The sequence below is a fragment of the Ligilactobacillus sp. genome (genome assembly GCF_036846325.1).
In the GTDB taxonomy this organism is placed as follows: Bacteria; Bacillota; Bacilli; order Lactobacillales; family Lactobacillaceae; genus Ligilactobacillus.
In genome coordinates, this window is sequence record NZ_DAIUCE010000026.1 from 1 (window position 1) to 20,956 (window position 20,956).

22 protein-coding genes and 1 other annotated feature are annotated in these 20,956 nt (G+C 44.8%); of the genes, 1 reads left to right on the forward strand and 21 read right to left on the reverse strand.

The genetic code is table 11. From position 1 onward, the window contains the following. The first annotated feature begins 235 nt into the window (after nt 1–235). Nucleotides 236–865, forward strand: a complete 630-nt coding sequence (gene lexA, locus V7Z60_RS04175; RefSeq protein WP_334116556.1) for a transcriptional repressor LexA — start codon at nt 236–238, stop codon at nt 863–865. A 253-nt stretch (nt 866–1,118) separates the two neighbouring features. Here the strand turns inward: lexA and recN are convergent, their stop codons facing one another. The 21 genes from recN to rpsB form a co-directional block, all read right to left on the reverse strand. Continuing rightward, nucleotides 1,119–2,807: a DNA repair protein RecN gene (recN, locus tag V7Z60_RS04180; protein ID WP_334116558.1), complete on the reverse strand. Its 1,689-nt coding sequence runs from the start codon at nt 2,805–2,807 to the stop codon at nt 1,119–1,121. A 17-nt stretch (nt 2,808–2,824) separates the two neighbouring features. Next, the gene (locus tag V7Z60_RS04185) at nt 2,825–3,283 is read right to left on the reverse strand and encodes an arginine repressor (RefSeq protein ID WP_334116559.1); all 459 of its coding nucleotides are present in this window, start codon (nt 3,281–3,283) and stop codon (nt 2,825–2,827) included. Between the two features lie 15 nt (nt 3,284–3,298). After that, nucleotides 3,299–4,117 (reverse strand): TlyA family RNA methyltransferase, encoded by an 819-nt coding sequence (locus V7Z60_RS04190; RefSeq protein WP_334116560.1) that lies wholly within the window; start codon nt 4,115–4,117, stop codon nt 3,299–3,301. Then, nucleotides 4,118–5,017 (reverse strand): polyprenyl synthetase family protein, encoded by a 900-nt coding sequence (locus tag V7Z60_RS04195; RefSeq protein ID WP_334116561.1) that lies wholly within the window; start codon nt 5,015–5,017, stop codon nt 4,118–4,120. Beyond that, the gene (locus V7Z60_RS04200; RefSeq protein WP_442918895.1) at nt 5,010–5,249 is read right to left on the reverse strand and encodes an exodeoxyribonuclease VII small subunit; all 240 of its coding nucleotides are present in this window, start codon (nt 5,247–5,249) and stop codon (nt 5,010–5,012) included. Before V7Z60_RS04200 ends, V7Z60_RS04195 begins: the two co-directional genes overlap by 8 nt. Then, nucleotides 5,246–6,583 (reverse strand): exodeoxyribonuclease VII large subunit, encoded by a 1,338-nt coding sequence (gene xseA / locus V7Z60_RS04205; protein ID WP_334116564.1) that lies wholly within the window; start codon nt 6,581–6,583, stop codon nt 5,246–5,248. Before xseA ends, V7Z60_RS04200 begins: the two co-directional genes overlap by 4 nt. Continuing rightward, entirely contained in the window at nt 6,576–7,430 is an 855-nt protein-coding gene (folD, locus tag V7Z60_RS04210) for a bifunctional methylenetetrahydrofolate dehydrogenase/methenyltetrahydrofolate cyclohydrolase FolD (protein WP_334116566.1), read from the reverse strand. The genes xseA and folD overlap by 8 nt, the downstream gene beginning before the upstream one ends. Before the next feature lie 138 nt (nt 7,431–7,568). Next, nucleotides 7,569–7,961 (reverse strand): transcription antitermination factor NusB, encoded by a 393-nt coding sequence (gene nusB, locus V7Z60_RS04215; RefSeq protein ID WP_334116568.1) that lies wholly within the window; start codon nt 7,959–7,961, stop codon nt 7,569–7,571. Next, nucleotides 7,958–8,389, reverse strand: coding sequence for an Asp23/Gls24 family envelope stress response protein (locus V7Z60_RS04220; protein WP_334116570.1), 432 nt, complete (start codon nt 8,387–8,389; stop codon nt 7,958–7,960). The genes nusB and V7Z60_RS04220 overlap by 4 nt, the downstream gene beginning before the upstream one ends. A 37-nt stretch (nt 8,390–8,426) precedes the next feature. Continuing rightward, a complete protein-coding gene (gene efp / locus V7Z60_RS04225) occupies nt 8,427–8,987 on the reverse strand; it encodes an elongation factor P (protein ID WP_014073324.1) in 561 nt (186 codons plus the stop codon). Nucleotides 8,988–9,109: 122 nt separating this feature from the next. Then, nucleotides 9,110–10,192: a M24 family metallopeptidase gene (locus V7Z60_RS04230; RefSeq protein WP_334116572.1), complete on the reverse strand. Its 1,083-nt coding sequence runs from the start codon at nt 10,190–10,192 to the stop codon at nt 9,110–9,112. 224 nt (nt 10,193–10,416) lie between these two features. Then, nucleotides 10,417–11,607, reverse strand: a complete 1,191-nt coding sequence (locus tag V7Z60_RS04235) for an ABC transporter substrate-binding protein (RefSeq protein WP_334116574.1) — start codon at nt 11,605–11,607, stop codon at nt 10,417–10,419. Between the two features lie 468 nt (nt 11,608–12,075). Then, on the reverse strand, nt 12,076–12,357 hold the full coding sequence (gene rpmA / locus V7Z60_RS04240; RefSeq protein WP_003698495.1) for a 50S ribosomal protein L27: 282 nt from the start codon (nt 12,355–12,357) through the stop codon (nt 12,076–12,078). A gap of 26 nt (nt 12,358–12,383) precedes the next feature. Continuing rightward, nucleotides 12,384–12,704, reverse strand: a complete 321-nt coding sequence (locus tag V7Z60_RS04245) for a ribosomal-processing cysteine protease Prp (protein WP_334116576.1) — start codon at nt 12,702–12,704, stop codon at nt 12,384–12,386. A gap of 18 nt (nt 12,705–12,722) precedes the next feature. Continuing rightward, nucleotides 12,723–13,031: a 50S ribosomal protein L21 gene (gene rplU / locus V7Z60_RS04250; RefSeq protein WP_003694096.1), complete on the reverse strand. Its 309-nt coding sequence runs from the start codon at nt 13,029–13,031 to the stop codon at nt 12,723–12,725. Nucleotides 13,032–13,048: 17 nt separating this feature from the next. Further along, nucleotides 13,049–13,126, reverse strand: a sequence feature (ribosomal protein L21 leader region). Nucleotides 13,127–13,223: 97 nt separating this feature from the next. Beyond that, the gene (rplS, locus tag V7Z60_RS04255) at nt 13,224–13,577 is read right to left on the reverse strand and encodes a 50S ribosomal protein L19 (RefSeq protein ID WP_334116579.1); all 354 of its coding nucleotides are present in this window, start codon (nt 13,575–13,577) and stop codon (nt 13,224–13,226) included. 135 nt (nt 13,578–13,712) lie between these two features. Continuing rightward, entirely contained in the window at nt 13,713–16,046 is a 2,334-nt protein-coding gene (locus tag V7Z60_RS04260) for a phospholipase D family protein (RefSeq protein ID WP_334116580.1), read from the reverse strand. Nucleotides 16,047–16,282: 236 nt separating this feature from the next. Further along, nucleotides 16,283–18,043 carry a pyruvate kinase gene (pyk, locus tag V7Z60_RS04265; RefSeq protein ID WP_022280179.1) on the reverse strand — a complete coding sequence of 587 codons (1,761 nt, stop codon included), beginning with the start codon at nt 18,041–18,043 and terminating at the stop codon, nt 16,283–16,285. A gap of 67 nt (nt 18,044–18,110) precedes the next feature. Further along, nucleotides 18,111–19,073: a 6-phosphofructokinase gene (gene pfkA / locus V7Z60_RS04270; RefSeq protein ID WP_334116581.1), complete on the reverse strand. Its 963-nt coding sequence runs from the start codon at nt 19,071–19,073 to the stop codon at nt 18,111–18,113. Nucleotides 19,074–19,423: 350 nt separating this feature from the next. Further along, nucleotides 19,424–20,299 carry a translation elongation factor Ts gene (gene tsf, locus V7Z60_RS04275; RefSeq protein WP_334116583.1) on the reverse strand — a complete coding sequence of 292 codons (876 nt, stop codon included), beginning with the start codon at nt 20,297–20,299 and terminating at the stop codon, nt 19,424–19,426. A gap of 95 nt (nt 20,300–20,394) precedes the next feature. Then, a partial coding sequence (gene rpsB, locus V7Z60_RS04280) for a 30S ribosomal protein S2 (protein ID WP_334116585.1) occupies nt 20,395–20,956 on the reverse strand: 562 nt, incomplete at its 5' end.

Below are 20,956 nucleotides of genomic sequence, written 5' to 3' on the forward strand. Positions count from 1 at the left end.
TCTTTTTCTTGTTGGCCAACTCATTGATTCGATCGATGAGATTTTGCGGAATTTGACCATTATCCATCAATGGAGCCCCCTGTTTTTAAATTCAACATGGCTAATGATATCTGAAATTTAAGAAAAAAACAAGTTTTTTGCTCATAAGTCCGGAAAGTTTTTTTGAACGAACTTTAGTTTGATTATTGATTGATTTATGTTATAATGATAACAAAATATAAAAGGGGGTGTACCCATGCCCAAAAAACCATCAGAAAAACGTCAAATCAAGGTTTTGCGCTACATCTATGACACAGTTCAAGAAAAAGGCTATCCGCCAACTGTTCGCGAAATCTGCAAAGCAGTGGAACTTTCTTCCACTTCAACGGTTCACGGTCATTTGGCACGTTTAGCCAAACGCGGCTATCTCAAAAAAGACCCGACCAAGCCGCGTGCGATGGAAATTACGCCAGAAGGCCTGGAAGCCATCGGCGAGACTCCCAAGAAAACGAAAATTCCGGTTATCGGTACCGTCACTGCCGGTACACCAATTCTTGCCGTTGAGGAAACAACCGACTATTTCCCGCTTCCTCCGGAATTTGAAAGCGCAGATGACTTGTTCATGTTGACGATTCGTGGTGAAAGCATGATCAATGCCGGAATTTTAAACGGTGACCAGGTCATCGTCCGCAAACAGAACTATGCTGATAACGGTGACATCGTCATTGCAATGACCGAGGATGACGAAGCCACCTGCAAGCGATTCTTTAAAGAACGAGAACATTATCGCCTGCAACCGGAAAATGATACGATGGCACCGATTATTTTAAGCAGCGTCAGCATCGTTGGCAAGGTAATCGGTCTGTATCGTAATATGATTCGATGACTTGAATATGAATGAAGTTGGGAAAAGTTCCTTTTTCTCATGATTATAATGAAATGCCGAACAGGGTCAGTCAATGTACGACTGACTTTGTCCGGTGTTTTTTCAATTTGGATACGCGAAGCACTGATAAAATTTACCGACACGTTTTGCATATGCGACTTTCCCGGATATTCAATCATCGCAGGCGATTGTCATGCATACGCAGAAAAAGAACCGCTGCCATGCCCCCCTCAGCATGACACCGATTCTTTTATTATCCTTCTTTTGTCTCTTCGGCCATTTTGAAAAGTTCCTGTGCATGTTCCAAGGTCAATTCCGTAATCTTTGATCCGGACAGCATTCTTGCCAGCTCCTGGACCCGTTCGCTACTGTTCAGAGTCTTGACATGTGTCTCCGTTCTTCCGTCAATGACGTACTTCGCAATAAAGTAATGGTGGTCAGCAATTGCTGCAACCTGAGGCAGGTGCGTAATGCAAAGGACTTGCGAATTACGGGAAATCAGACTGATTTTCTCAGCAATCGCCTGAGCAACTCGACCGCTGACGCCAGTATCGACTTCGTCAAAAATAATGCTTGTTACGCCCTGCTTTTGTGCAAAAATAGTTTTCAAAGCCAGCATGATCCGTGATAATTCTCCACCTGATGCGATTTTCGCCAGTGCACCCATTTCTTCGCCCGGATTTGTCTGAATGTAAAATTCAACCCGATCAATCCCGTTTTCATTCAATTCAACCGTATTTTCCTTGAGAAACTTAACTTCAAAAACGGCCTTATCCATGCAAAGTTCAGCAAGCTGCTGCTGAATCGCTCTTTCCAGGTCTTTGGCAACAGCCCTTCTTCCTTCGCTGAGCTTTGCGGCTAAGGACAGTGCCTCAGCCCGTGCATTTTTGACGCTTTCCTCTTGTTCGCTTGAGTCGCTGTCGACTTGCTGCATTTCGTCAAGCTCGGCAGAAATTTTCTCAAAATATGCCAGAATCTGCGGAATCGAGTCTCCGTATTTGCGCTTCAACTGATGAATCGTTTCCAGTCTTGCCTCGATTTCGTCCAGGCGGTTTTCATCCCACTCCATCGTATCCAGCTCATTTGAAATGTCCCTGCCGGCATCTTGCAGACCGTAAAAAGCCTCTGAAATTTTATCAGCTATCGAACTCAGTTTGTCGCTGATTCCGGCAACCTTGTTCATTTCCTCCATGACGTTTCCAAGCACGCCCAGAACATCGAATTCTTCGCCATTAAAGGCTTCGTAGCCTGTTTCAAGCGCATCATGAATCGTCTGGTAATTGTCAAGCTCTTCTTTTTCCGAAAGAAGTCTTTCCTCTTCATCAAAGGCCAGATTGGCCGACTTGATTTCCTGAACCTGAAACTGCAGCATGTCCATTCTTTGCGCCCACTGCTTTTCGTTGGTCTCTCTTTTTTCAAGCGCCTTTTTCTTTTTCAAATAATCCGCATATCGTTCATGATACTCGTTTAAAAGCGGAGCAAGGGAACTGTCGAATCCATCGAGCAGCTTGATGTGATTTTCCGGATGCATCAATTCCTGATGTTCGTTTTGGCCATGGATATCAATCAGCGTTTCACCGACGCGACGAAGCGTGGTCAAATTGACCATCGTCCCGTTGATTCGACAAATATTCCTTCCGCTTCGATAAATATCTCGCTGCAAAATCAAGCCATCACTTTCAACGTCAATTCCGAATTCATCGAGAACGTCATTTGTCCTTGAACCGCCGGGAACGTCAAATAACCCTTGAATCACGGCCTTGTTTGCGCCTTTTCTGATAAAATCGACCGAACCTCGTCCGCCCGAAAGCAATCCCAGGGCATCAATGATGATCGATTTGCCGGCACCTGTTTCACCGGTCAGGACCGTCATTTGGCTTTGGAACTCAAGATCCATTTTTTCAATGATTGCAAAATCGCGAATCGTCAACTCTTGAAGCAAAATACGACCTCCTGAAACTATTCTTCGCCAATCATGTCAAGGAGCTTGTGGTGTATCTTCTGTGCATCCTCATTCGACTTGGCAAAAAGCATCACCGTATCATCATCACCCATGGCGGCAAACACCTCATCATATGCCATCTGCGTAATCAGACTGGTAATGACCGGACCGTTTCCGGGCAGAACCTTAAACACGCACATATCGCGCAGGAAATCGGACGATACGTATGCCTCCTTTAAAATACGATTGAGCTTCTTTTCAGTACTTGTCTTGACAGAAGGCGGAACACTGTAACGATAATCCCCATTCGGCGTTGGAACCTTCAAAAGCTGCATATCCTTGACATCGCGCGAAATCGTTGCCTGAGTTACTTCAATTCCCTTAGCCTGCAGAATTGCAACCAGATCTTCCTGACGATAAATGTCATTTTCCTGCAGGATTCTTCGGATGATGCGCTGTCTGTCTATTTTCCTCATTTATCTCACCTTTCTCTACTTGTGTTCAAGAACGGCATGTGCCTGCTTAACGACCGCCGCTGCATCAATTTCGGGCATAATCCTTCCCTCTCCGTCAATGGATTTCAGGTGTATCAAAAATTCGATGTTCCCCTGACCACCGGTGATCGGCGAAAAATCCAGTTCGCAGACATCGTAGCCGGCGCCTGCGGAAAAGGCCATGATATCTTGAACGACTTCCAAATGAGTTTTAGGATCATGCACGATTCCGTGCTTGCCGACTTTTTCTCTTCCCGCTTCAAATTGAGGCTTGATCAAGGCAACGACGTTCCCGCCCTCTTTGATGATCGAATGCAGATTCGGCAGAATCAAATGCAGAGAAATAAAGGAAACGTCAATCGTGGCAAAGTCAGGCTGACCGCTTGTGAAATCATCTTTTCTTGAATACCTGAAATTGGTGTTCTCCATTACGACGACCCGGTCATCTTGTCTCAGTTTCCATGCAAGCTGATTGGTACCAACGTCAAGCGCATAACTCATCCTGGCACCCTTTTGCAAAGCTACGTCGGTAAATCCTCCCGTTGAGGAACCGATATCCAAAACAGTCTTGTCCTTAATCGAAAGATGAAAGACCTTAAGCGCCTTTTCAAGTTTCAATCCGCCTCGACTGACATACGGCATTTTCGTGCCTTTGAAATGAAGCTTCGTTTCAGGATCAACCTTCATTCCCGGCTTGTCCAGACGCTCTTCGTTTTCTCCGAGAATCTCCCCGGCCATAACCGCACGTTTGGCTTGCTCGCGTGTTTCAAATAAACCTTGCTGAACCAACAAGACGTCAATTCTTTCTTTTTTCATCTAATTCTTACCTACTTTAAAATAATTCAATAACTCTTCAAGCAGCATCGTCTGTGCGCCAGATTCTTCCGCCAGTGCCGTCAAATGCATCCTGGCATTTGCCTTGGCCTTTTTCAGTTCATCATATGCACCGTCAAGCCCCAACAGTCCGGGATAGGTATTCTTATTCTCAGACTGATCTTTATGAGTGGCCTTTCCCATCTCTTCCGGAGTTGAAACGACATCCATGATATCGTCATAAATCTGAAATGCCAGGCCAAAGCAGTTTCCAAGTTCTTTAAGCTCAGCCAAAGCCCGGTCGGAAACGCCGGCCAATATTCCGCCGGACTCAAATGCATATCTGAGCAGTGCCCCTGTTTTTTGCGCATGGACGTTTTTAAGCTGAGGCAGAGTAAGCTTGATGCCTTCATTTTCAATATCCCCGACCTGGCCGTCGACCATTCCCTGCGGCCCGGCTGCAGAGGCCAGCTTGCTCATGAGCATGCACTTTGTCTTTGCGTCAAAACCTGTCTGCCCCAGGCATTCAAAGGCGGTCGTCAATAATCCGTCACCGGCCAGAACCGCCATCGCTTCTCCAAAGACTACGTGATTTGTGGCTTTTCCACGTCGAAGATTGTCATTGTCCATTGCAGGAAGATCATCATGTATCAGAGAATAAGTATGCACGAATTCAAGCGAAGCACAAACATCTAAAACGTCCTGGTCAATCGTTTTCCTGAACGAATTGCAAACCAGCATGATAATCATTGGTCTGATGCGTTTTCCTCCGGCATCAACCGAATATGCCATCGAATCGTGAAGCGTTTTTCGCGTATTCAGCTGCTGCAGATAAACGTCCATCCTTGCATTCAACAAAGGCAAAAACTCTGCTTGAAAATTATCCAGTTCCGAATTATTCATTGTCATCAGCTCGTTCGTAAATTTCTTCTTCTCCGTTCGAATTGATGACTTTCGTCAATGTCTCTTCGGCATCGTTCAACGTTTTCTGCAGGGTATTGCTGAGATCGATTCCTGCCTTGAACTGGGCCATCGCTTCTTCCAGGGGAACGTTACCCTTTTCAAGATTGTTTACGATCTGTTCTAATTCCTGCAGCTGCTGTTCAAAGTTTTTTTCGTTATTCATCTGCTTCATTCCTTTTCTGTTTCAGTAATTGACGCATTTGCATATCCGTCTTGCAAATGCAGTTTGATCTCTTCTCCGACGCTAAGCTCATTGACGCTTTTAATCACGTGATCTTCTTGAGTCACATAGGTAAAACCGCGTCCCATCACCTTCAGCGGACTCAGCATGTCAAGTGCGTTTTTGGCTTTGACGAAACGATTTTCTGAATCTCTCAGCTGGCCTGCTCCTGCACTTTCAAGCTGTCTTCTGGCTTGTTTCAATTCGCTTTGCAGCAAATTTATCCTGTCAGGCATGATTCGACCATACAGAACTTTGTTTGCAACCTTCAAGCGGCTTTCTTCATGATTGATTCTATTCTGCGTCAGACCGATCAGCTCATTTTGCAGCCTGTCAAGTTTTTGAAGATATCCGTCATATAAACGATCCGGCTGCGCGAAAATGTATGAATTCCTGCATTTCTCAAACCGTTGCTTAAGGTACTCGATTCGATCTCTCATGCTCTTGATCAGGCGATAACGCAACTGATCAATCATTGCCAGATCATCGCTTAAGACTGAGGTTGCAAGTTCGGCAGCCGCAGTCGGAGTTGCGGCTCTGACATCTGCAACAAGATCCGCAATCGTCGTATCGGTTTCATGCCCGACCGAAGAAATAACCGGAATCCTGCTGTCGAAAATCGCCCGTGCGACTTTTTCTTCGTTAAACGGCCATAAATCTTCAATCGAACCGCCCCCGCGTCCAATGATAATCGTGTCAAAATCGCCTCTTGCGTTGACTTCCTTCAAACGCGCGACCAAAGTGTCGGCTGCCTGAGAGCCTTGAACGACCGCCGGAAACAGTACCACCTGCACGATTGGATATCTTCTGCGAATCGTTGTTCTGATATCCTGAATCACGGCTCCGGAACGACTGGTAATAACGGCAATACGCTTGGGGAATCTGTTGATTGGCTTTTTAGGTGCAGAAAACAGGCCTTCCGCCGAAAGCTTCTTCTGAAGTTCCTTAAGTGCCTGATACAGCGCACCGATTCCTTCAGGCTCCATTGTTTCAACATAAAACTGATATTTCCCGCTTCCTTCGTAAACATCGACACGACCTCTGACGATGACTTTCATTCCTTCTTCAGGCTTAAACTTGACCTTTGAGAAATCACTTGCAAACATTACGACGTCAATCACTGCATTTTCGTCCTTCAAGGAAAAGTATTGATGCTTGGGACGCAGTCGAAAATTCGAAATCTCGCCTGTCAAATACACTCTGCGCATATACGGATCGGCCGTAAATTTTTGTTTGATGTAACGCGTAAGCGCCGTAACCGTCAGATACTTCTTTTCATCAGGCATTCGCAACACTTCTTTCCGCAAATTCAACTGTTTGTTTCATCAGCATTGCAACCGTCATCGGACCTACTCCTCCCGGAACGGGTGTCAAAAATGCAGCTCTGCCCATAACGTCTTCGGCATCGACATCACCGCAAAGCTTCCCTTCAGCCGTCCGGTTGATGCCAACGTCGATGACGACCGCACCTTCCTTGACGTAGTCCTTGTTAAACATTTTGGCTTTGCCGACAGCCGCAACCAAAATGTCCGCTTTCTTCGTGACGCTTTGCAAATCATGCGTTACGCTATGCGCCACGGTTACGGTTGCACTTGAGTTGATCATCAAAGCCGCCAGCGGTCTTCCGACAAGATTGCTGCGTCCGACAATCACGACCTCCTGCCCTCTGACGTCAATATCATATTCCTTAAGCAATTCCATGATTCCCCTGGGCGTGCATGGAATTGCCTGCGGTTCGTTCATGAACAGACGTCCCATATTTTCAGGATGTGATCCGTCAACGTCTTTTTCAGGGTCAATCGCATCAATAATTGCCTTTTCATCAATGTGTTTCGGAAGAGGCATCTGCACCAGAATTCCGTGAACGTCAGGATCGTCATTATATTTCTCAATCACCTTGATCACGTCTTCCTGTCCGGAATCTGCAGGCATTTTTTCATCAATCGTCTTGATTCCGATTTTTTCTGCCGCACGATGCTTGTTTCTGACGTAAACCTTGCTTGCTTCATCATCACCAACCAAAATTACGGCAAGCGTGGGCGTTACTCCAACCTTTTTTAAGCCCTCAACGCTCTTTTTCAAATTCATTTTGACCTTTGTTGAAAGGTCACGTCCGTTCATTATTTCCGTCATCAAAAACACCCCAATGAATATATATTCTGTCTGTTACAAATATTTTACCATAGCAACGCTTAAATACAGAATTTATTTTTCATGCTTTTTTGAAAACAAAAACAGCCGTCGCCCGCAAACGGACGACAGCTGCATTGTTCAGATTAAATTGGACAAAACACCATTGATGAAACGACGTGAAGTTTCATCGCTGAATTCCTTTGAAAGTTCCAGGGCTTCATTGAGAGATACCTTGTCTGGAACCTCATCAACAAACTTAATCTCATAAACGGCAATGCGCATTAAAATTAAATCGGTTTTATTCAAGCGGGAAATCGGCCATCCCTTCTTCAGATGTGCCGAAATGGCTTCGTCTATTTCCGCAAGATGTTCATTTACGCCGTCAACCAGTTGAGTCAAGTACTCGGGAGCTTCAATATCCCTGCCCAATACCGTTTGATATACGTCAGCCGCAACGGCATCAGGATTGCTGCTCATTGCAAACAGTGTCTGAAATGCCAAGCGCCGAATATCATGTCTAGACATACTCAATTTTCTTCACCATTCTCTTCGCCGAAAGGATTGTTAGGATCGATTGCCGGAATTTCCTTTTCCGGAACGATTCCGCAAACGTGAACGTCGACTCCTGCAATTTCAAGGCCAGTCATGAACAGAACTTGCTGACGAACCTTATCTTGAATCTCGCAAGCAACCTTCGGCACGGAAACCCCGTAATTCAAGAAGACGTAAACGTCAACGAGCAGGCCGTCTTCAGTGTCTTCCAATTTAACGCCGCGGCCGCGATTCTTGCGCCCGATAAGTTCAGTCAGACTGTTGGCCAGGGAACCGCGCATTGAGCATACGCCTTCAACCTGGCTTGCGGCAATTCCGATAATTACTTCAATTACTTCAGGAGCGATGCGAATCTCGCCCAGGCCTTGTTCCTTTGTTGCCAAGACAATGTTGTTATCTTCAGCCATTTAAAAGACCTCCTTGAGTGTCGTTGTGTCGACCAGTTTAGTTGGCACGTGAAATATATGAACCATCAACCGTGTTAATCGTCAGCACGTCGCCTTCATTAACAAAGAACGGCACTTGGACAACCAGGCCGGTTTCCATCGTTGCAGGCTTTGAACCACCGGAAGCCGTATCGCCTTTGATTCCAGGTTCAGTAGCTTGAACAGTCAAGTCAACCGTGTTAGGAAGTTCGATTCCGAGCGTTTCGGCGCCGTACATAATAACGCTGACAACCATGTTTTCCTTCAAGTATTTCAATTCTTCCGTCAATTCTTCGCCGGGAAGTTCAAGTTGTTCATATGTTTCAGTATCCATGAAGACGTAGTTGCTGCCGTCTGCATACAAGTACTGCATCTTGCGGCGATCGATTTGAGCCTGTTCAACTTTTTCGCCGGCGCGGAACGTCTTTTCCTGAACGGCACCCGTACGAAGGTTCTTAAGCTTTGAACGAACAAATGCCGAACCCTTCCCTGGCTTAACATGCTGAAATTCGACAACACGCCATAATTCACCATCAACTGTGATGGTCAAACCATTTTTAAATTCATTAACAGAAATCATCTGATGATCCTCCTCTGATTTATGGACAAGAAGAAATTCTTTGCATACTCGTCCAAATATAACGTACACTCTATAATACCAAAAGACCATGCTGTTATGCAAGGGAATTGGCAATAATCCTCTCAGACTTCCGTATAGTCGCGTGAAAAATCAGTCAATATTTCGTAACCGTCCTTCGTGACCAGAACATCATCTTCAATTCTGACTCCTCCGACTCCCGGAACGTAGATTCCCGGCTCAATCGTGATGATCTGCCCTGCTTTCATATATTCTTCATACGTACGCCCGACATTCGGAAGTTCGTGAATGTCAAGACCGATTCCATGTCCCATACCGTGATTGAAATATTTTCCGTAACCGGCATCCTCGATATATCCGCGGCCGATTCGGTCAAGTTCCTGACCGTTAACCCCTTCCTTAACGGCTTCGATTGTCTTTTGCTGAGCTTCAAGAACGATCTGATAAATCTTCCTTGCTTCATCACTTTGCCTGCCTACGGAAAAAGTTCGCGTCACGTCAGACGTATAGCCGTCTGCATAGTACCCGAAATCAAGCGTGACCAGGTCACCTGCTTCGATTCTTTTAGTTGTTGCCGTTCCGTGCGGCCAGGTCGTACGCTCGCCTGAAGCAACGATCGTTTCAAAGGAACGTTCTTCAGAACCGTTTTTCTTCATATAGTAGTCAAGTTCGTTCGAAACCTCCAATTCGGTCATTTGGGGCCTGATCGTTTCCAAAACGTATTGATAGCCTTTTCCTGACAACTTGCAGGCACGTCTGACTGCATCAATTTCTTCAGGTGATTTGACCGAACGGATATCTTCAATCACGCCTGACAACGGAACGATGTCGCATTCGCACGATTCATCGATAAAATCGTATTCCGCATATGAAATCGTATTTTCAAAAGCCATTGCCGCCACATGATTCCTGACGCAAAGATCACATGCAGTTTTCAGGTAATCTCTTGTAATGACCGCCTCCCAGGCAGGCTGATCATGGGAAATCTGCTCTTCAAAGCGCGAATCTGTAATCAGGTAGCGGTGGTCTTCAGTCACCAGCAAAACACCGTCATCTCCGGTAAATCCGCTCAAATAGTATCTGTTTGAGGGATTGGTTATAAGATACGCATCAACGCTCATTTCATTCATCCGACGTCTCAATTCGTCAACACGCCTGAGGGACATTTCATCAGTTACAAACATCATGCAAAATCACCATCCAAATTTTCTCATCATTATTATGGTAATTATATTAAATATGAGAGTTTGATTCAAGAGCATTTGCCGGCAAAATACAGTGCGTTCCCCCGGTTTTCGCCTGATCAGATCTAAAAAAGCAGTCAGAACTGATTAAGTTGCTGCTCTGACTGCCCGTATCCTGATTTGAATCTGTTTTATCTTTTCCTTTCCTCCATCTCACCGTTTATTAATCATTTAACCACATATCCCCTAGCCGGCTTTCCGTTTTCAAGTTTGACGATTGTAATTGCCTTTTTTGGATTATGTTTTGCATCCATCGTCGTATCCCCCGTCACACCTTTAAAGTTTTTGATTTTCGAAAGTCCTTGCTGAATCTTGACGGAATCCGCAGATTTTTCAGTTTCGATTGCCTGTTTGATCATATAGACGGAATCGTATGACAATGCGGCAAACGTTGGCGAATCTTCACCGTACTTGGCCTTGTAGGCTTTGTTGTATGACGCAACCTTTGGATTAGAACTTGCAGTAAGAGCCGTAAAGGCAGTCGTGTAGTAAATGTCCGTCGCATTCTCTGCACCGGCGATCTTGACCATCTTGTCATCGGACATCCCGTCAGCCCCCATAATCGGCTGCTTGATTCCCGCTTCACGAGCCTGCTTGATGATTGCGCCGCATTCCGTATAGTATGCCGGAACGTATAAAACGTCAAATTTCTTGCTCTTGATTGATGTCAAGACCGAGTTGAAGTTTTTGTCTCCAGCCTGGAAGTACTGAGTATCAACGACTTTCCCCTTGAAATATTGCTTGAAGGCTTTGGCAATGCCGATGCCGTAATCACTTGAATTATCTGCTAAGATTGCCGCACGCCTGGCTTTAAGAGTTTCATACGCAAATTTTGCGGCGGAGCTTCCTTGATAATCACCTTTGAAATAAGCTCGAAAGACATACGGGTGAACCTTGCCGTTTTTGTCAAGCGTGAAGTTGGGAGCAGTGGCAGAAGCCGACAAAAACGGCACGCACGTCTTATTTGCGGTTGGAATCGTGGCTGTCCCGTCATTCGTAGTTGCAGGACCAATCGTTGCAACAACCTTGTCCTGCGTCGTCAATTGCGTCGCAACTGAAGCACTCGTCGATGTCGAACTTTTATTATCTCGGTAAACTGCCTTGATCTTCTTCTTTTTTCCGTTGACGTTGATCCCGCCCTTAGCGTTGATTTCATCAACAGCGAGTTGAATGCCGTTTTTTTCCTGCTGACCGTATCCGCCGGCTGCACCTGAAAGTTCCATGTTAACGCCGATTTTGATTGTATCGCCTGCCTGATTGCCCTTGGTTGCGGCCGACGTTTTCGAAGTACATCCTGCCATAAAAGCAGAACACATCATGATTGCTGCTGCAAAGCCTGTCATTTTCCTAATTTTCATCTGAAACCAAACCCCTTTACAAGTTGTACTCTGATTAATTGATTTTCGAATCGACGGGAATAAAAAAAGCCCTCGTTCCGACAAACTGGAACGAAGGCTTTTTAAACCCCGGGAGCCCTCATTCCAAGCGTACTCAAACAAGGACTCACCAACATAAGATGCCAATTTCTTACGTCAACGAATCCTTGCGAATAGTAGGAGGGCACGAGAAGAAGCGCCTTGAAACATATTTACTTTTTCAAATTTGATAAATTCCATTTCAATCGCTCCTTTCATAAACAATTTCCTGTATCGATTTGAATAATGTTATTATAATTACAAAAGAATTAATTGTCAATGTGTTTTTTGTAATTTTATATAATTTTCTTACACAGCTTATTTTACAGGCAAAGCACTGCTCTGAATTTATCCAAAATAAAAAGGTTTCCGAAATCCTTACAAGAGAATTCGGAAACCTCAAACATTTAATTAGTCAGCAACAGGGTAAACAGATACCTGTTTCTTGTCGCGACCTTTGCGTTCAAATTTAACAACGCCGGCCGTCTTGGCAAACAAAGTATTGTCGCCGCCCATACCAACGTTTACACCTGGATAGATGTGCGTTCCGCGTTGACGGTAAAGAATTTCTCCACCGTTAACCGTCTGACCGTCGGCACGCTTTGCGCCTAAACGCTTGGAACGTGAATCACGGCCGTTTGATGTGGAACCGCCCCCCTTTTTGTGGGCGAAGAATTGCAAGTTCATAAACATATCGAGTGCACCTCCTCTGTGCAAGACTATTTCACATGTATATATTCATGATATGAAACTTCAATATCGCGCAAGCCTAATTCAAGACTTTCAAGCAATAATTGAACTTTTGGGTCATCCAAATCAGAATCATCAACAGAAACTCTCATGAAGCCACCGTTCAAATCATCCAATTCCTTTTTCAAAACGACCCCGGCAAGTTTCTCCAAACTGTTGACCGTATTGATCGACAATACCGAAACTGCCGCACACACAATATCCTGACCATATTCTCCTGAATCAGCATGACCGCTCAGCTCAAATCCGCTGAGCCGCGAATCTTTACGAAACAAACATGCATTAATCATCTTGAAATGCTCCTGAAATTATGCGTTGATTGCATCGATGACAACCTTCGTGTATGGCTGACGATGACCTTGCTTTGTGTGTTGATGCTTCTTTGGCTTGTACTTGAAAGTTACGACCTTCTTTTCGCGGCCTTGCTTTTCAACAGTACCTTCAACCGTAGCGCCTTCAACAAATGGTGTTCCGATAACAGTCTTTTCACCGCCTACCAGAACGACCTTGTCAAAAACAACTTTTTCGCCGGCTTCGTTTGCAAGCTTTTCAACGTAGATTGCCTGACCGGCTTCTACCTTGAGTTGCTTACCGCCTGTTTGAATAATTGCGTACATGTATGTGCACCTCCTTGTATGATTCTTAGACTCGCCGTAATGTAGTGATTCGTAAAACGAATGCTTCGACTTAAAACGTGCGGTTGCAGCTGTGACATGCACAAATACAACGTTAATATAATAACAGGTTTTTCTTGCTTAGTCAAGCAAAAATAAAAAGAGCTGCGAAAAAATCCGCAACTCCTTTGATAATTACTTGCGACGTTCTGGAATACGAGCAGCCTTGCCGCGAAGTGCACGCAAGTAGTAAAGCTTTGCACGACGAACACGGCCCAAACGTACGACTTCAATCTTGTCAACACGTGGCGTATGAAGCGGGAAAGTACGTTCAACGCCTACACCGTTACTGATCTTGCGAACGGTGTATGTTTCAGAGATGCCTTCGCCACGGCGTTTGATAACAACACCTTCGAAGATTTGGATACGTTCGCGCTTGCCTTCGACGATGCGTGCGTGAACACGTACCGTATCACCGGCGCGGAATTCTGGAATATCATTACGCAATTGTGATTCCGTAATCTTTTGAATCAATGGATTTACTGACATTGGTTTTTCTCCTTTTCATCGACATTCATGTCCAGTTGCAGCGGAATATCGTTAATCTCTGGCACATAAGCCAACAATTAGTTTATCACATCAGAAGAGTTCTGTAAATATCATTTTAGAATTAAATCCGCCGTCTCAGTCATCATGCCTGAAAAGATTTTTCAATTTATATCCGAGCTTTTTTCGCGTTCTTTTTTCTTCTTCTTGTCTTCTGGCCTCCTGCTGCAGTCTGAACTGAGTTTCTGCCATTGCCTTTCCCTGTTCGATTGCCTGGATCTTAGCAATTTTGATTTCATGTTCATCATGCGCCAAACCCGTATCTGCCCTGTACTTTTCACGCAATACGCTGTTTCCGAGCCACCTGTCCATATTGTCGATCGCGATTGACAACCCGGCATCGACTTGCGTCGGACAAATTTCAAGCTTCGCCGGCAGATAGTCAAAATAACGACTTACCCCGTCTCTTCCCGGAAAACAGTCTTTGGGGATGAATGCCATCTCGTCGCCTTTATTAAAGGAAATCTTCTCCAAGACGTTCTTGTCGCTTAAAAGCGCAAGCCAGTTTCTGCGGCCGTTGTCATTTTTGATATCATAGTTATCTGCTTCAAAATAGCGTTTCATCCCGTCATACAGATCGTGTTCCAGCAAAAGCCCCTTAAACGCCTGCTTGACCGGATACAGAAAATCCTTTGAAAGATTTTCGTAGCCTTCATCAGAAACACTGTCAAGCCAGGCATCTATCCAATACGTAAGGTAAAGAAACACCTGATTGCTCAGATCATTTTCAAAATGCGTCAATTGATTCGCTTCGCTTTTTGAAATCTGCCTGAATTGGTTCTCCTGTCCGAATGCATATGCCCTTCGTCCAATTTGATGCGGAATCGAAAAATTATGATTCCGGTCGTTCATCGCAATCAGCACCACAGGATGCGGCGCGCCTTTGTAAGTATTGGAAAGATACTTGAGCGGATTTTCGGCCGATTTCGACTGAATCAGACCAATATTCGGATCATCGATGCAAATCGGAGTAATGGAACTTCTTGTCAGCATATATCTTTGAATGAATTCCCAGGTATTCTTGTTCATGACAAGCGGCGTTTCCGAAAAGGGATTCTTCTTCTCGGCTTCGGTCAGTTTCTGATTATTTGCCAGTTTCTCTTTTACTCCCGCCTTAAGTTTAAACATATCATCCTGCGCGTTGACAATATGTTCCTTGCTTCCAATTGTCAAACACGAAACAATTTTCAAAAGCGTAGTTTTGCCCGTTTCCCCTTGGCCAATCAAGGCGGCAACAACCGGCACGTTCTCGACGATTCCACCGCGTTCCGAAATTACCTTTCTGATTTTCCAAATATTGGCCGATTCTAAAACATACATCAAAAATGAGAATACGGCTTGCGACTCATCGTCCTGTTTGTTTTCACGATAAAAGCAAATGATGTCGCAAATGTCCTTGACGTCTTGCCTGCTGACTTCGCAGGGAGGATCGATCCTGTGCTGTACGCTTGAACCATACATCGGTGTTTCAAAAACAGCCTTTTCGTCATCATCGTAAAGGAACAACGGTTTGGGATAATAGTCAGAAGCTTTGACGTTTTCAAATACAAACCGTTCGTTTGGATCTTCGTCATGATACACGACATTCAGGAGTTTCTTTCTGAGCGGTTCATCATCCATAACGGAGACTTTCTCTTTAGGAAGTCCTTTTGAATCATATATCAGATTCAAGACTTCAATTGAATCGCGCTTTTCCCTTTGAATCACGTCAAAATCACGAATTTCACCGTTAAGCTCCCTTTTTTCAGCCAAAATTTCCCTGGCGCTGATTCCGATTGAGGTACCGGCATCAGTCAGTGTCGACACGGTCTCGTCAAGCAGATAGACTTTCTTTTCCTCAACTGTCGTTTTGCCCAGAAAACCGTTAATAATCTTTCGATTGGCAAAATCTGCCGATCCGTCATAGATTTGATCAAAAATTGCTTGATAAATTTCTTTATAAAGTCTGTCCTCTTTCAAGCCGTAATCACACAAAAGCATTTCAAAATTGTCATGAAGCGCCTTTTCGCTGAGATTCATCGAACCTGAATATGCACGGTAGTCATTTCGGTCTTTTGAAGCTAAAATATACAGTTTGGTATGGACCAGCCGCTTGTGCGTGAATCTGATTACCAAGCTGCCATCTTGAAGCCGGTGTTTCATTTCTTCACTGCATTTTTCAAGGATTCTAAAGCGCTCATTTGTCATGCCTTCAATGTAGTCAGCGACTCCGACTTTTGCATTGCCGTCGCCCATCCCGATCACCAGACATATTTTCTGAAAGCGCGGAAACAGATATTTTTCAATCACATCAACATTTGCGTTGAACATCGTTCCATAGAACTCGTCAAATTCAGAGCCGTTACGATCAATGTCCTTAAAGAAATCATTCCCCAAATCTGATATTTTTATCCGATCTTTGATAACAACCATTTTCTTCGCCCCAATCTTGATTCAGCCTGTGGCATCCGCTTTTTGCATTAACAACGATTATTCTATCTCAAAAATACGTTCGTTTAAAGTACGAATATAAAAAAACATAATTTCAGGAAAGCAACGCAAAATTGCTTTTCAGTCCCGGTCCAATCATTGCAAACAAAAAGACCAAGAGCATTCACCCTTGGTCTCAATTTGATCAAATTAAATTTTTTCGAACTTTAAACTGTCGATTAAAGTGCGTTTGATGCACCATGGTAAACAATACCACGACGGCTGTCAACAGTTACGACTTCACCATCAGAGATGAGTGACGTAGCATTCTTGGCACCAACGATGACAGGAATACCCATTGAGATGCCGACAACGGCAGCATGTGATGTCAAACCACCATTTTCAACAATCAAAGCTGAAGACTTTTCAATAGCTGGCAGGTAATCCTTATCTGTCGTAGATGTAACAAGGATGCCGCCTTCAATTGCCTTCTTGTTTGCTTCGTCAGCTGATGAAGCAACAACCGTCTTGCCGATAACCGTTTCGTCGCCAACGCCTTGACCTTCAACCAGCTTGGAGCCGATCAATTGGATCTTCATAACGTTTGTCGTACCCTTTTCGCCAACTGGAACACCGGCCGTGATAAGAATCAAATCGCCTTCCTTGGCAAAGCCGCACTTCTTGGCTTCTTCCGTTGCCAAGCTGAACATTTCATCTGTTGAAGATGGTGTTTCAGCAACAACAGGATAAACGCCCCAGTTAATGGACAAGCCGCGACGTGTGCGTTCGTCGAACGTAACTGCCAGAATGTCTGCATCTGGACGGTACTTGGAAATCATGCGTGCCGTATGGCCAGACTTCGTTGCAGCAACGATTGTCTTGATGTTCAAGTTGTCAGCTGCTTCAGCAACGGCACGGCCGATTGCTTCCGTAACGTCCGTCTTGTCAAAGTCGTTCAAGGCAAATGTCTTGTGCTGACGCAATGCGTTTTCAGCCTTAACGTCGATGCGAGCCATCGTTGCAACGGCTTCAACAGGATAGTCACCGTTTGCAGATTCGCCGGAAAGCATCGTTGCATCAGTACCGTCAAATACAGCGTTGGCAACGTCAGATGCTTCAGCACGCGTAGGACGTGGGTTTTCCTGCATTGAGTCAAGCATTTGCGTAGCCGTGATGACAGGCATGCCCAAAGCGTTGCACTTCTTGATCAAAGCCTTTTGTACCAAAGGAACGTTTTCTGCAGGAATTTCAACACCCATGTCGCCACGAGCAATCATCAAACCATCGGAAACCTTGAGGATGTCATCGATGTTGTCGATACCTTCCTGTGATTCAATCTTAGGGAAGATTTGAACATGTTCCATGTGCTTTTCTTCCAGAAGTTCACGAATGTCGAGAACGTCTTGTGGCTTACGTACGAATGATGCAGCGATGAAGTTGATTTCATTGTCCAAACCGAAACGAATGTCATCAGCATCCTTTTCCGTGATGCCGGGAAGGTTGATGGAAACGCCAGGAGCATTGACACCCTTGCGTGAACCAAGAACACCTTCGTTCAAGACTTTACATACCAATTCATGGTTTGCTTCGTCCTTCTTTTCAACCTGCATGTCAATCAAGCCGTCATCAAAAAGAACATGGCCGCCTTCATGAACGTCATCATACAAGCCCGGGTATGTTACGGCAATCTTTTCATGCGTACCTTCGATGGAATCATCCATGGAAATACGTACTTCATCACCGATTTCAAACTTGATCTTGCCTTCCTTTTGTACCGTCGTACGAATTTCGGCACCCTTAGTATCAAGCATGATACCAACCATCTTGCCTGTGATCTTTTCAGCTTGGTGTACAAGATTGATACGGCCCAAATGTTCTTCATGGTCACCATGTGAGAAGTTGAAACGGAATACGTTAGCACCTGCTTCAATCAACTTGCAAATTGTATCTAAATCTGAACTGGCTGGTCCAAGTGTACTTACAATCTTGGTCTTTTTCATGAGTAAATTCTCTCCTTTGAAAAATTTAAAAATGACTTTAAGTCTTCTTTATTGAATCTAACGTAAATTAGAAACTCAAGCGATCATTCAGATCTGCCAATGACACATCTGTCTGATGCTTGTGGTTTTCAAGTGTGTCGATAATATCAGTAGCAACAAGCTGGTTGTCATGAATACCGATAGCAAGGCCGCCCTTGCCTTCAAGAAGCAAACGTACGGCATAGTCACCGAAACGGCTGGCCAGCACGCGATCCTTAGGCGTAGGAACGCCGCCGCGCTGAACGTGACCCAACGTGATGGCACGACTGTCAAAGTCGCCGTATTGGTCAAGCTTTTCCTTGAAGTCCTGTGCTGACATCACGCCTTCAGCAACGACAACCAGGCCATGATCCTTGCCATGTTCGCGGTTAGCCGTCAATTTGTCAGCAATGGCCTTAATGTCATAATCGCGTTCAGGAATGACGATTGCATCTGCGCCGGCTGCGATTCCGGACCAAAGAGCGATGTCGCCTGCACCGCGACCCATGACTTCAACAACAAACACACGCTGATGAGACGTTGCCGTGTCGTTGATGCGGTCAAGTGCTTCCGTAGCTACGTTAACGGCAGTATCAAAACCAATCGTGAAATCAGTTCCCGGAATATCATTGTCAATCGTACCTGGGACTCCGATTGAGTTGAAACCAAGCTTCGTCAGTTTCAAGGCACCATGATAAGAACCATCGCCGCCAATAACAACCAATGCATCGATACCAAACTTCTTAAGTTGTTCGATACCTTTCAATTGAGTTTCCTGTTCTGCAAATTCTGGGAAACGTGCAGAATAAAGAATCGTACCACCACGGTTGATAATGCCGTCAAGCTGATGTGACTCCATCTTAAAGATGTTGCCTTCAACAAGGCCTTTATAACCATAATTGATACCGTATGCTTCAAGTCCTGCGTTCATTGCAGAACGGGCAATTGCACGCACGGCAGCGTTCATACCGGATGAGTCGCCGCCACTTGTCAAAATACCAATGCGTTTCATTTCTTCACCTCAAGTAAAAATTCTGTAGCACTACATTCTCCAAAAACAATGTTATCACTTTTTTAAGTTTTTGTCTTGTTATTTAAGCGAATTTCATAAAAAGTTGATATATGTTTTTTTCATATCGTTTTCCCAAATCAAAATATTTTGAATTACCGTCAATTCAAAGAATAATTTAATTTCCTATACGTAAAAACTAATGCAAAATTTGCGTAAACGCTTATATATTTTGCGTATCTGACACGTTTGAAAAATACCCACTTGACAAAAAACTTAAATAAGTATCCAAAACACTTAACAATACGAATAATATTCAAAAAAGAGGCCAGAAAATCTGACCTCTTGAAAAATTATTTAACCTGACTCATAACTTCTTCAACAAAGTTATCAGCTTTCTTTTCGATGCCTTCGCCGACTTCATAGCGAGTAAATGACTTGTTCGAGCCGTTCTTTGAAGCAACGTACTTGGCAACAGTCTGATCAGGATCCTTGACGAAATCCTGTTCATCCAGGACGATTTCGGCAAAGAACTTGCCTAAGCGGCCTTCAACCATCTTTTCGATGATCTTTTCAGGCTTGCCTTCGTTTTTGGCTTCTTCAGTAAGAACAGCCTTTTCATGTTCAACTTCTTCGGCAGGAACCTGGTCGCGATTGACATACTTAGGATTGCTTGCGGCAATGTGCATCGCAACGTCCTTGGCAACCGTTTCGTCTGCACCGTCAACAACGGTCAAGACAGCAATGCGACCTCCCATGTGAAGGTACACGCCAAAGCTTTCGCTGTCTGTTTTTTCAACGACTTGGAAACGACGAAGCGTAATCTTTTCACCGATAACTTGCGTTGCTTCAATAATTTCGTCGTTGATTGTTCCATTTTCCGTCTTGATTGCAAGTGCAGCTTCCAGATCAGCCGGCTTGTTTTTGGCGATTGCAGTTGCAATATTCTTTACAAGATCCTTGAATTGCTGGTTTTGTGCGACAAAGTCCGTTTCAGCGTTGATTTCAACGATTGCAGCCGTATTGCCGACAACTTCAACGTCAGCCAGACCTTCAGCAGCAACGCGGTCGCTCTTCTTAGCAGCCTTTGCGATACCTTTTTCACGCAGGAAATCGATAGCCTTGTCCATGTCACCTTCAACGGCAACAAGGGCCTTTTTAGCGTCCATCATGCCGACGCCTGTCTTGTCGCGCAATTCTTTTACTTGTGCAGCAGTAATTTTTGCCATAGTTGAAATGGCCTCCTTAAAATATGATTTTATCAAAAAGGCCGCCTCGAACTTGAGGCCTAAATGCCCAGATCCGAGACAGCCTAAGTTATTAACTATTCAGCATCTGTGTTGTCGTTGTCGCCTTCGACTGCTTCAACGATGTCTTCGATTGAATCAACGCTTTCATCTTCAGCCTTGAAAGCTTCTTCAACAGGAGCTTCGTCTTCGCCTTGACGGCCTTCGATAACGGCATCTGCCATCTTGGCCGTGATCAAGCGAACCGCACGGATTGCATCGTCGTTAGAAGGAATCTTAACGTCGATTTCATCCGGATCTGCGTTCGTATCAACCATGGCAACGATAGGAATGTTAAGCTTCTGTGCTTCCTTAACGGCAATGCGTTCCTTGCGAGGGTCAACGATGAAGAGAACGTCAGGAATGCGTGGCATGTCTTCGATGCCGCCCAGGAACTTTTGAAGACGGTCGCGTTGCTTAATGAGCAAGGCAACCTCCTTCTTCGGAAGACGTTCAAACGTTCCGTCTTCTTCCATTGCCTTGATTTCCTTCAAACGCTTGATACGTGTCTGAATCGTGTTCCAGTTTGTCAAGGTACCACCCAACCAGCGATGGTTTACGTAGTATTGACCACAACGCTTTGCTTCTTCTTCAACGGCG

Excerpts from the sequence above, each read along its gene's own strand:
- lexA (WP_334116556.1), top strand. The coding sequence starts at position 236 with ATGCCCAAAAAACCATCAGAAAAACGTCAAATCAAGGTTTTGCGCTAC.
- V7Z60_RS04185 (WP_334116559.1), bottom strand. The coding sequence starts at position 3,283 with ATGAGGAAAATAGACAGACAGCGCATCATCCGAAGAATCCTGCAGGAA.
- V7Z60_RS04190 (WP_334116560.1), bottom strand. The coding sequence starts at position 4,117 with ATGAAAAAAGAAAGAATTGACGTCTTGTTGGTTCAGCAAGGTTTATTT.
- V7Z60_RS04195 (WP_334116561.1), bottom strand. The coding sequence starts at position 5,017 with ATGAATAATTCGGAACTGGATAATTTTCAAGCAGAGTTTTTGCCTTTG.
- V7Z60_RS04200 (WP_442918895.1), bottom strand. The coding sequence starts at position 5,249 with ATGAAGCAGATGAATAACGAAAAAAACTTTGAACAGCAGCTGCAGGAA.
- xseA (WP_334116564.1), bottom strand. The coding sequence starts at position 6,583 with ATGCCTGATGAAAAGAAGTATCTGACGGTTACGGCGCTTACGCGTTAC.
- folD (WP_334116566.1), bottom strand. The coding sequence starts at position 7,430 with ATGACGGAAATAATGAACGGACGTGACCTTTCAACAAAGGTCAAAATG.
- V7Z60_RS04220 (WP_334116570.1), bottom strand. The coding sequence starts at position 8,389 with ATGGCTGAAGATAACAACATTGTCTTGGCAACAAAGGAACAAGGCCTG.
- efp (WP_014073324.1), bottom strand. The coding sequence starts at position 8,987 with ATGATTTCTGTTAATGAATTTAAAAATGGTTTGACCATCACAGTTGAT.
- V7Z60_RS04230 (WP_334116572.1), bottom strand. The coding sequence starts at position 10,192 with ATGATGTTTGTAACTGATGAAATGTCCCTCAGGCGTGTTGACGAATTG.
- V7Z60_RS04235 (WP_334116574.1), bottom strand. The coding sequence starts at position 11,607 with ATGAAAATTAGGAAAATGACAGGCTTTGCAGCAGCAATCATGATGTGT.
- rpmA (WP_003698495.1), bottom strand. The coding sequence starts at position 12,357 with ATGTTTATGAACTTGCAATTCTTCGCCCACAAAAAGGGGGGCGGTTCC.
- V7Z60_RS04245 (WP_334116576.1), bottom strand. The coding sequence starts at position 12,704 with ATGATTAATGCATGTTTGTTTCGTAAAGATTCGCGGCTCAGCGGATTT.
- rplU (WP_003694096.1), bottom strand. The coding sequence starts at position 13,031 with ATGTACGCAATTATTCAAACAGGCGGTAAGCAACTCAAGGTAGAAGCC.
- rplS (WP_334116579.1), bottom strand. The coding sequence starts at position 13,577 with ATGTCAGTAAATCCATTGATTCAAAAGATTACGGAATCACAATTGCGT.
- V7Z60_RS04260 (WP_334116580.1), bottom strand. The coding sequence starts at position 16,046 with ATGGTTGTTATCAAAGATCGGATAAAAATATCAGATTTGGGGAATGAT.
- pyk (WP_022280179.1), bottom strand. The coding sequence starts at position 18,043 with ATGAAAAAGACCAAGATTGTAAGTACACTTGGACCAGCCAGTTCAGAT.
- pfkA (WP_334116581.1), bottom strand. The coding sequence starts at position 19,073 with ATGAAACGCATTGGTATTTTGACAAGTGGCGGCGACTCATCCGGTATG.
- tsf (WP_334116583.1), bottom strand. The coding sequence starts at position 20,299 with ATGGCAAAAATTACTGCTGCACAAGTAAAAGAATTGCGCGACAAGACA.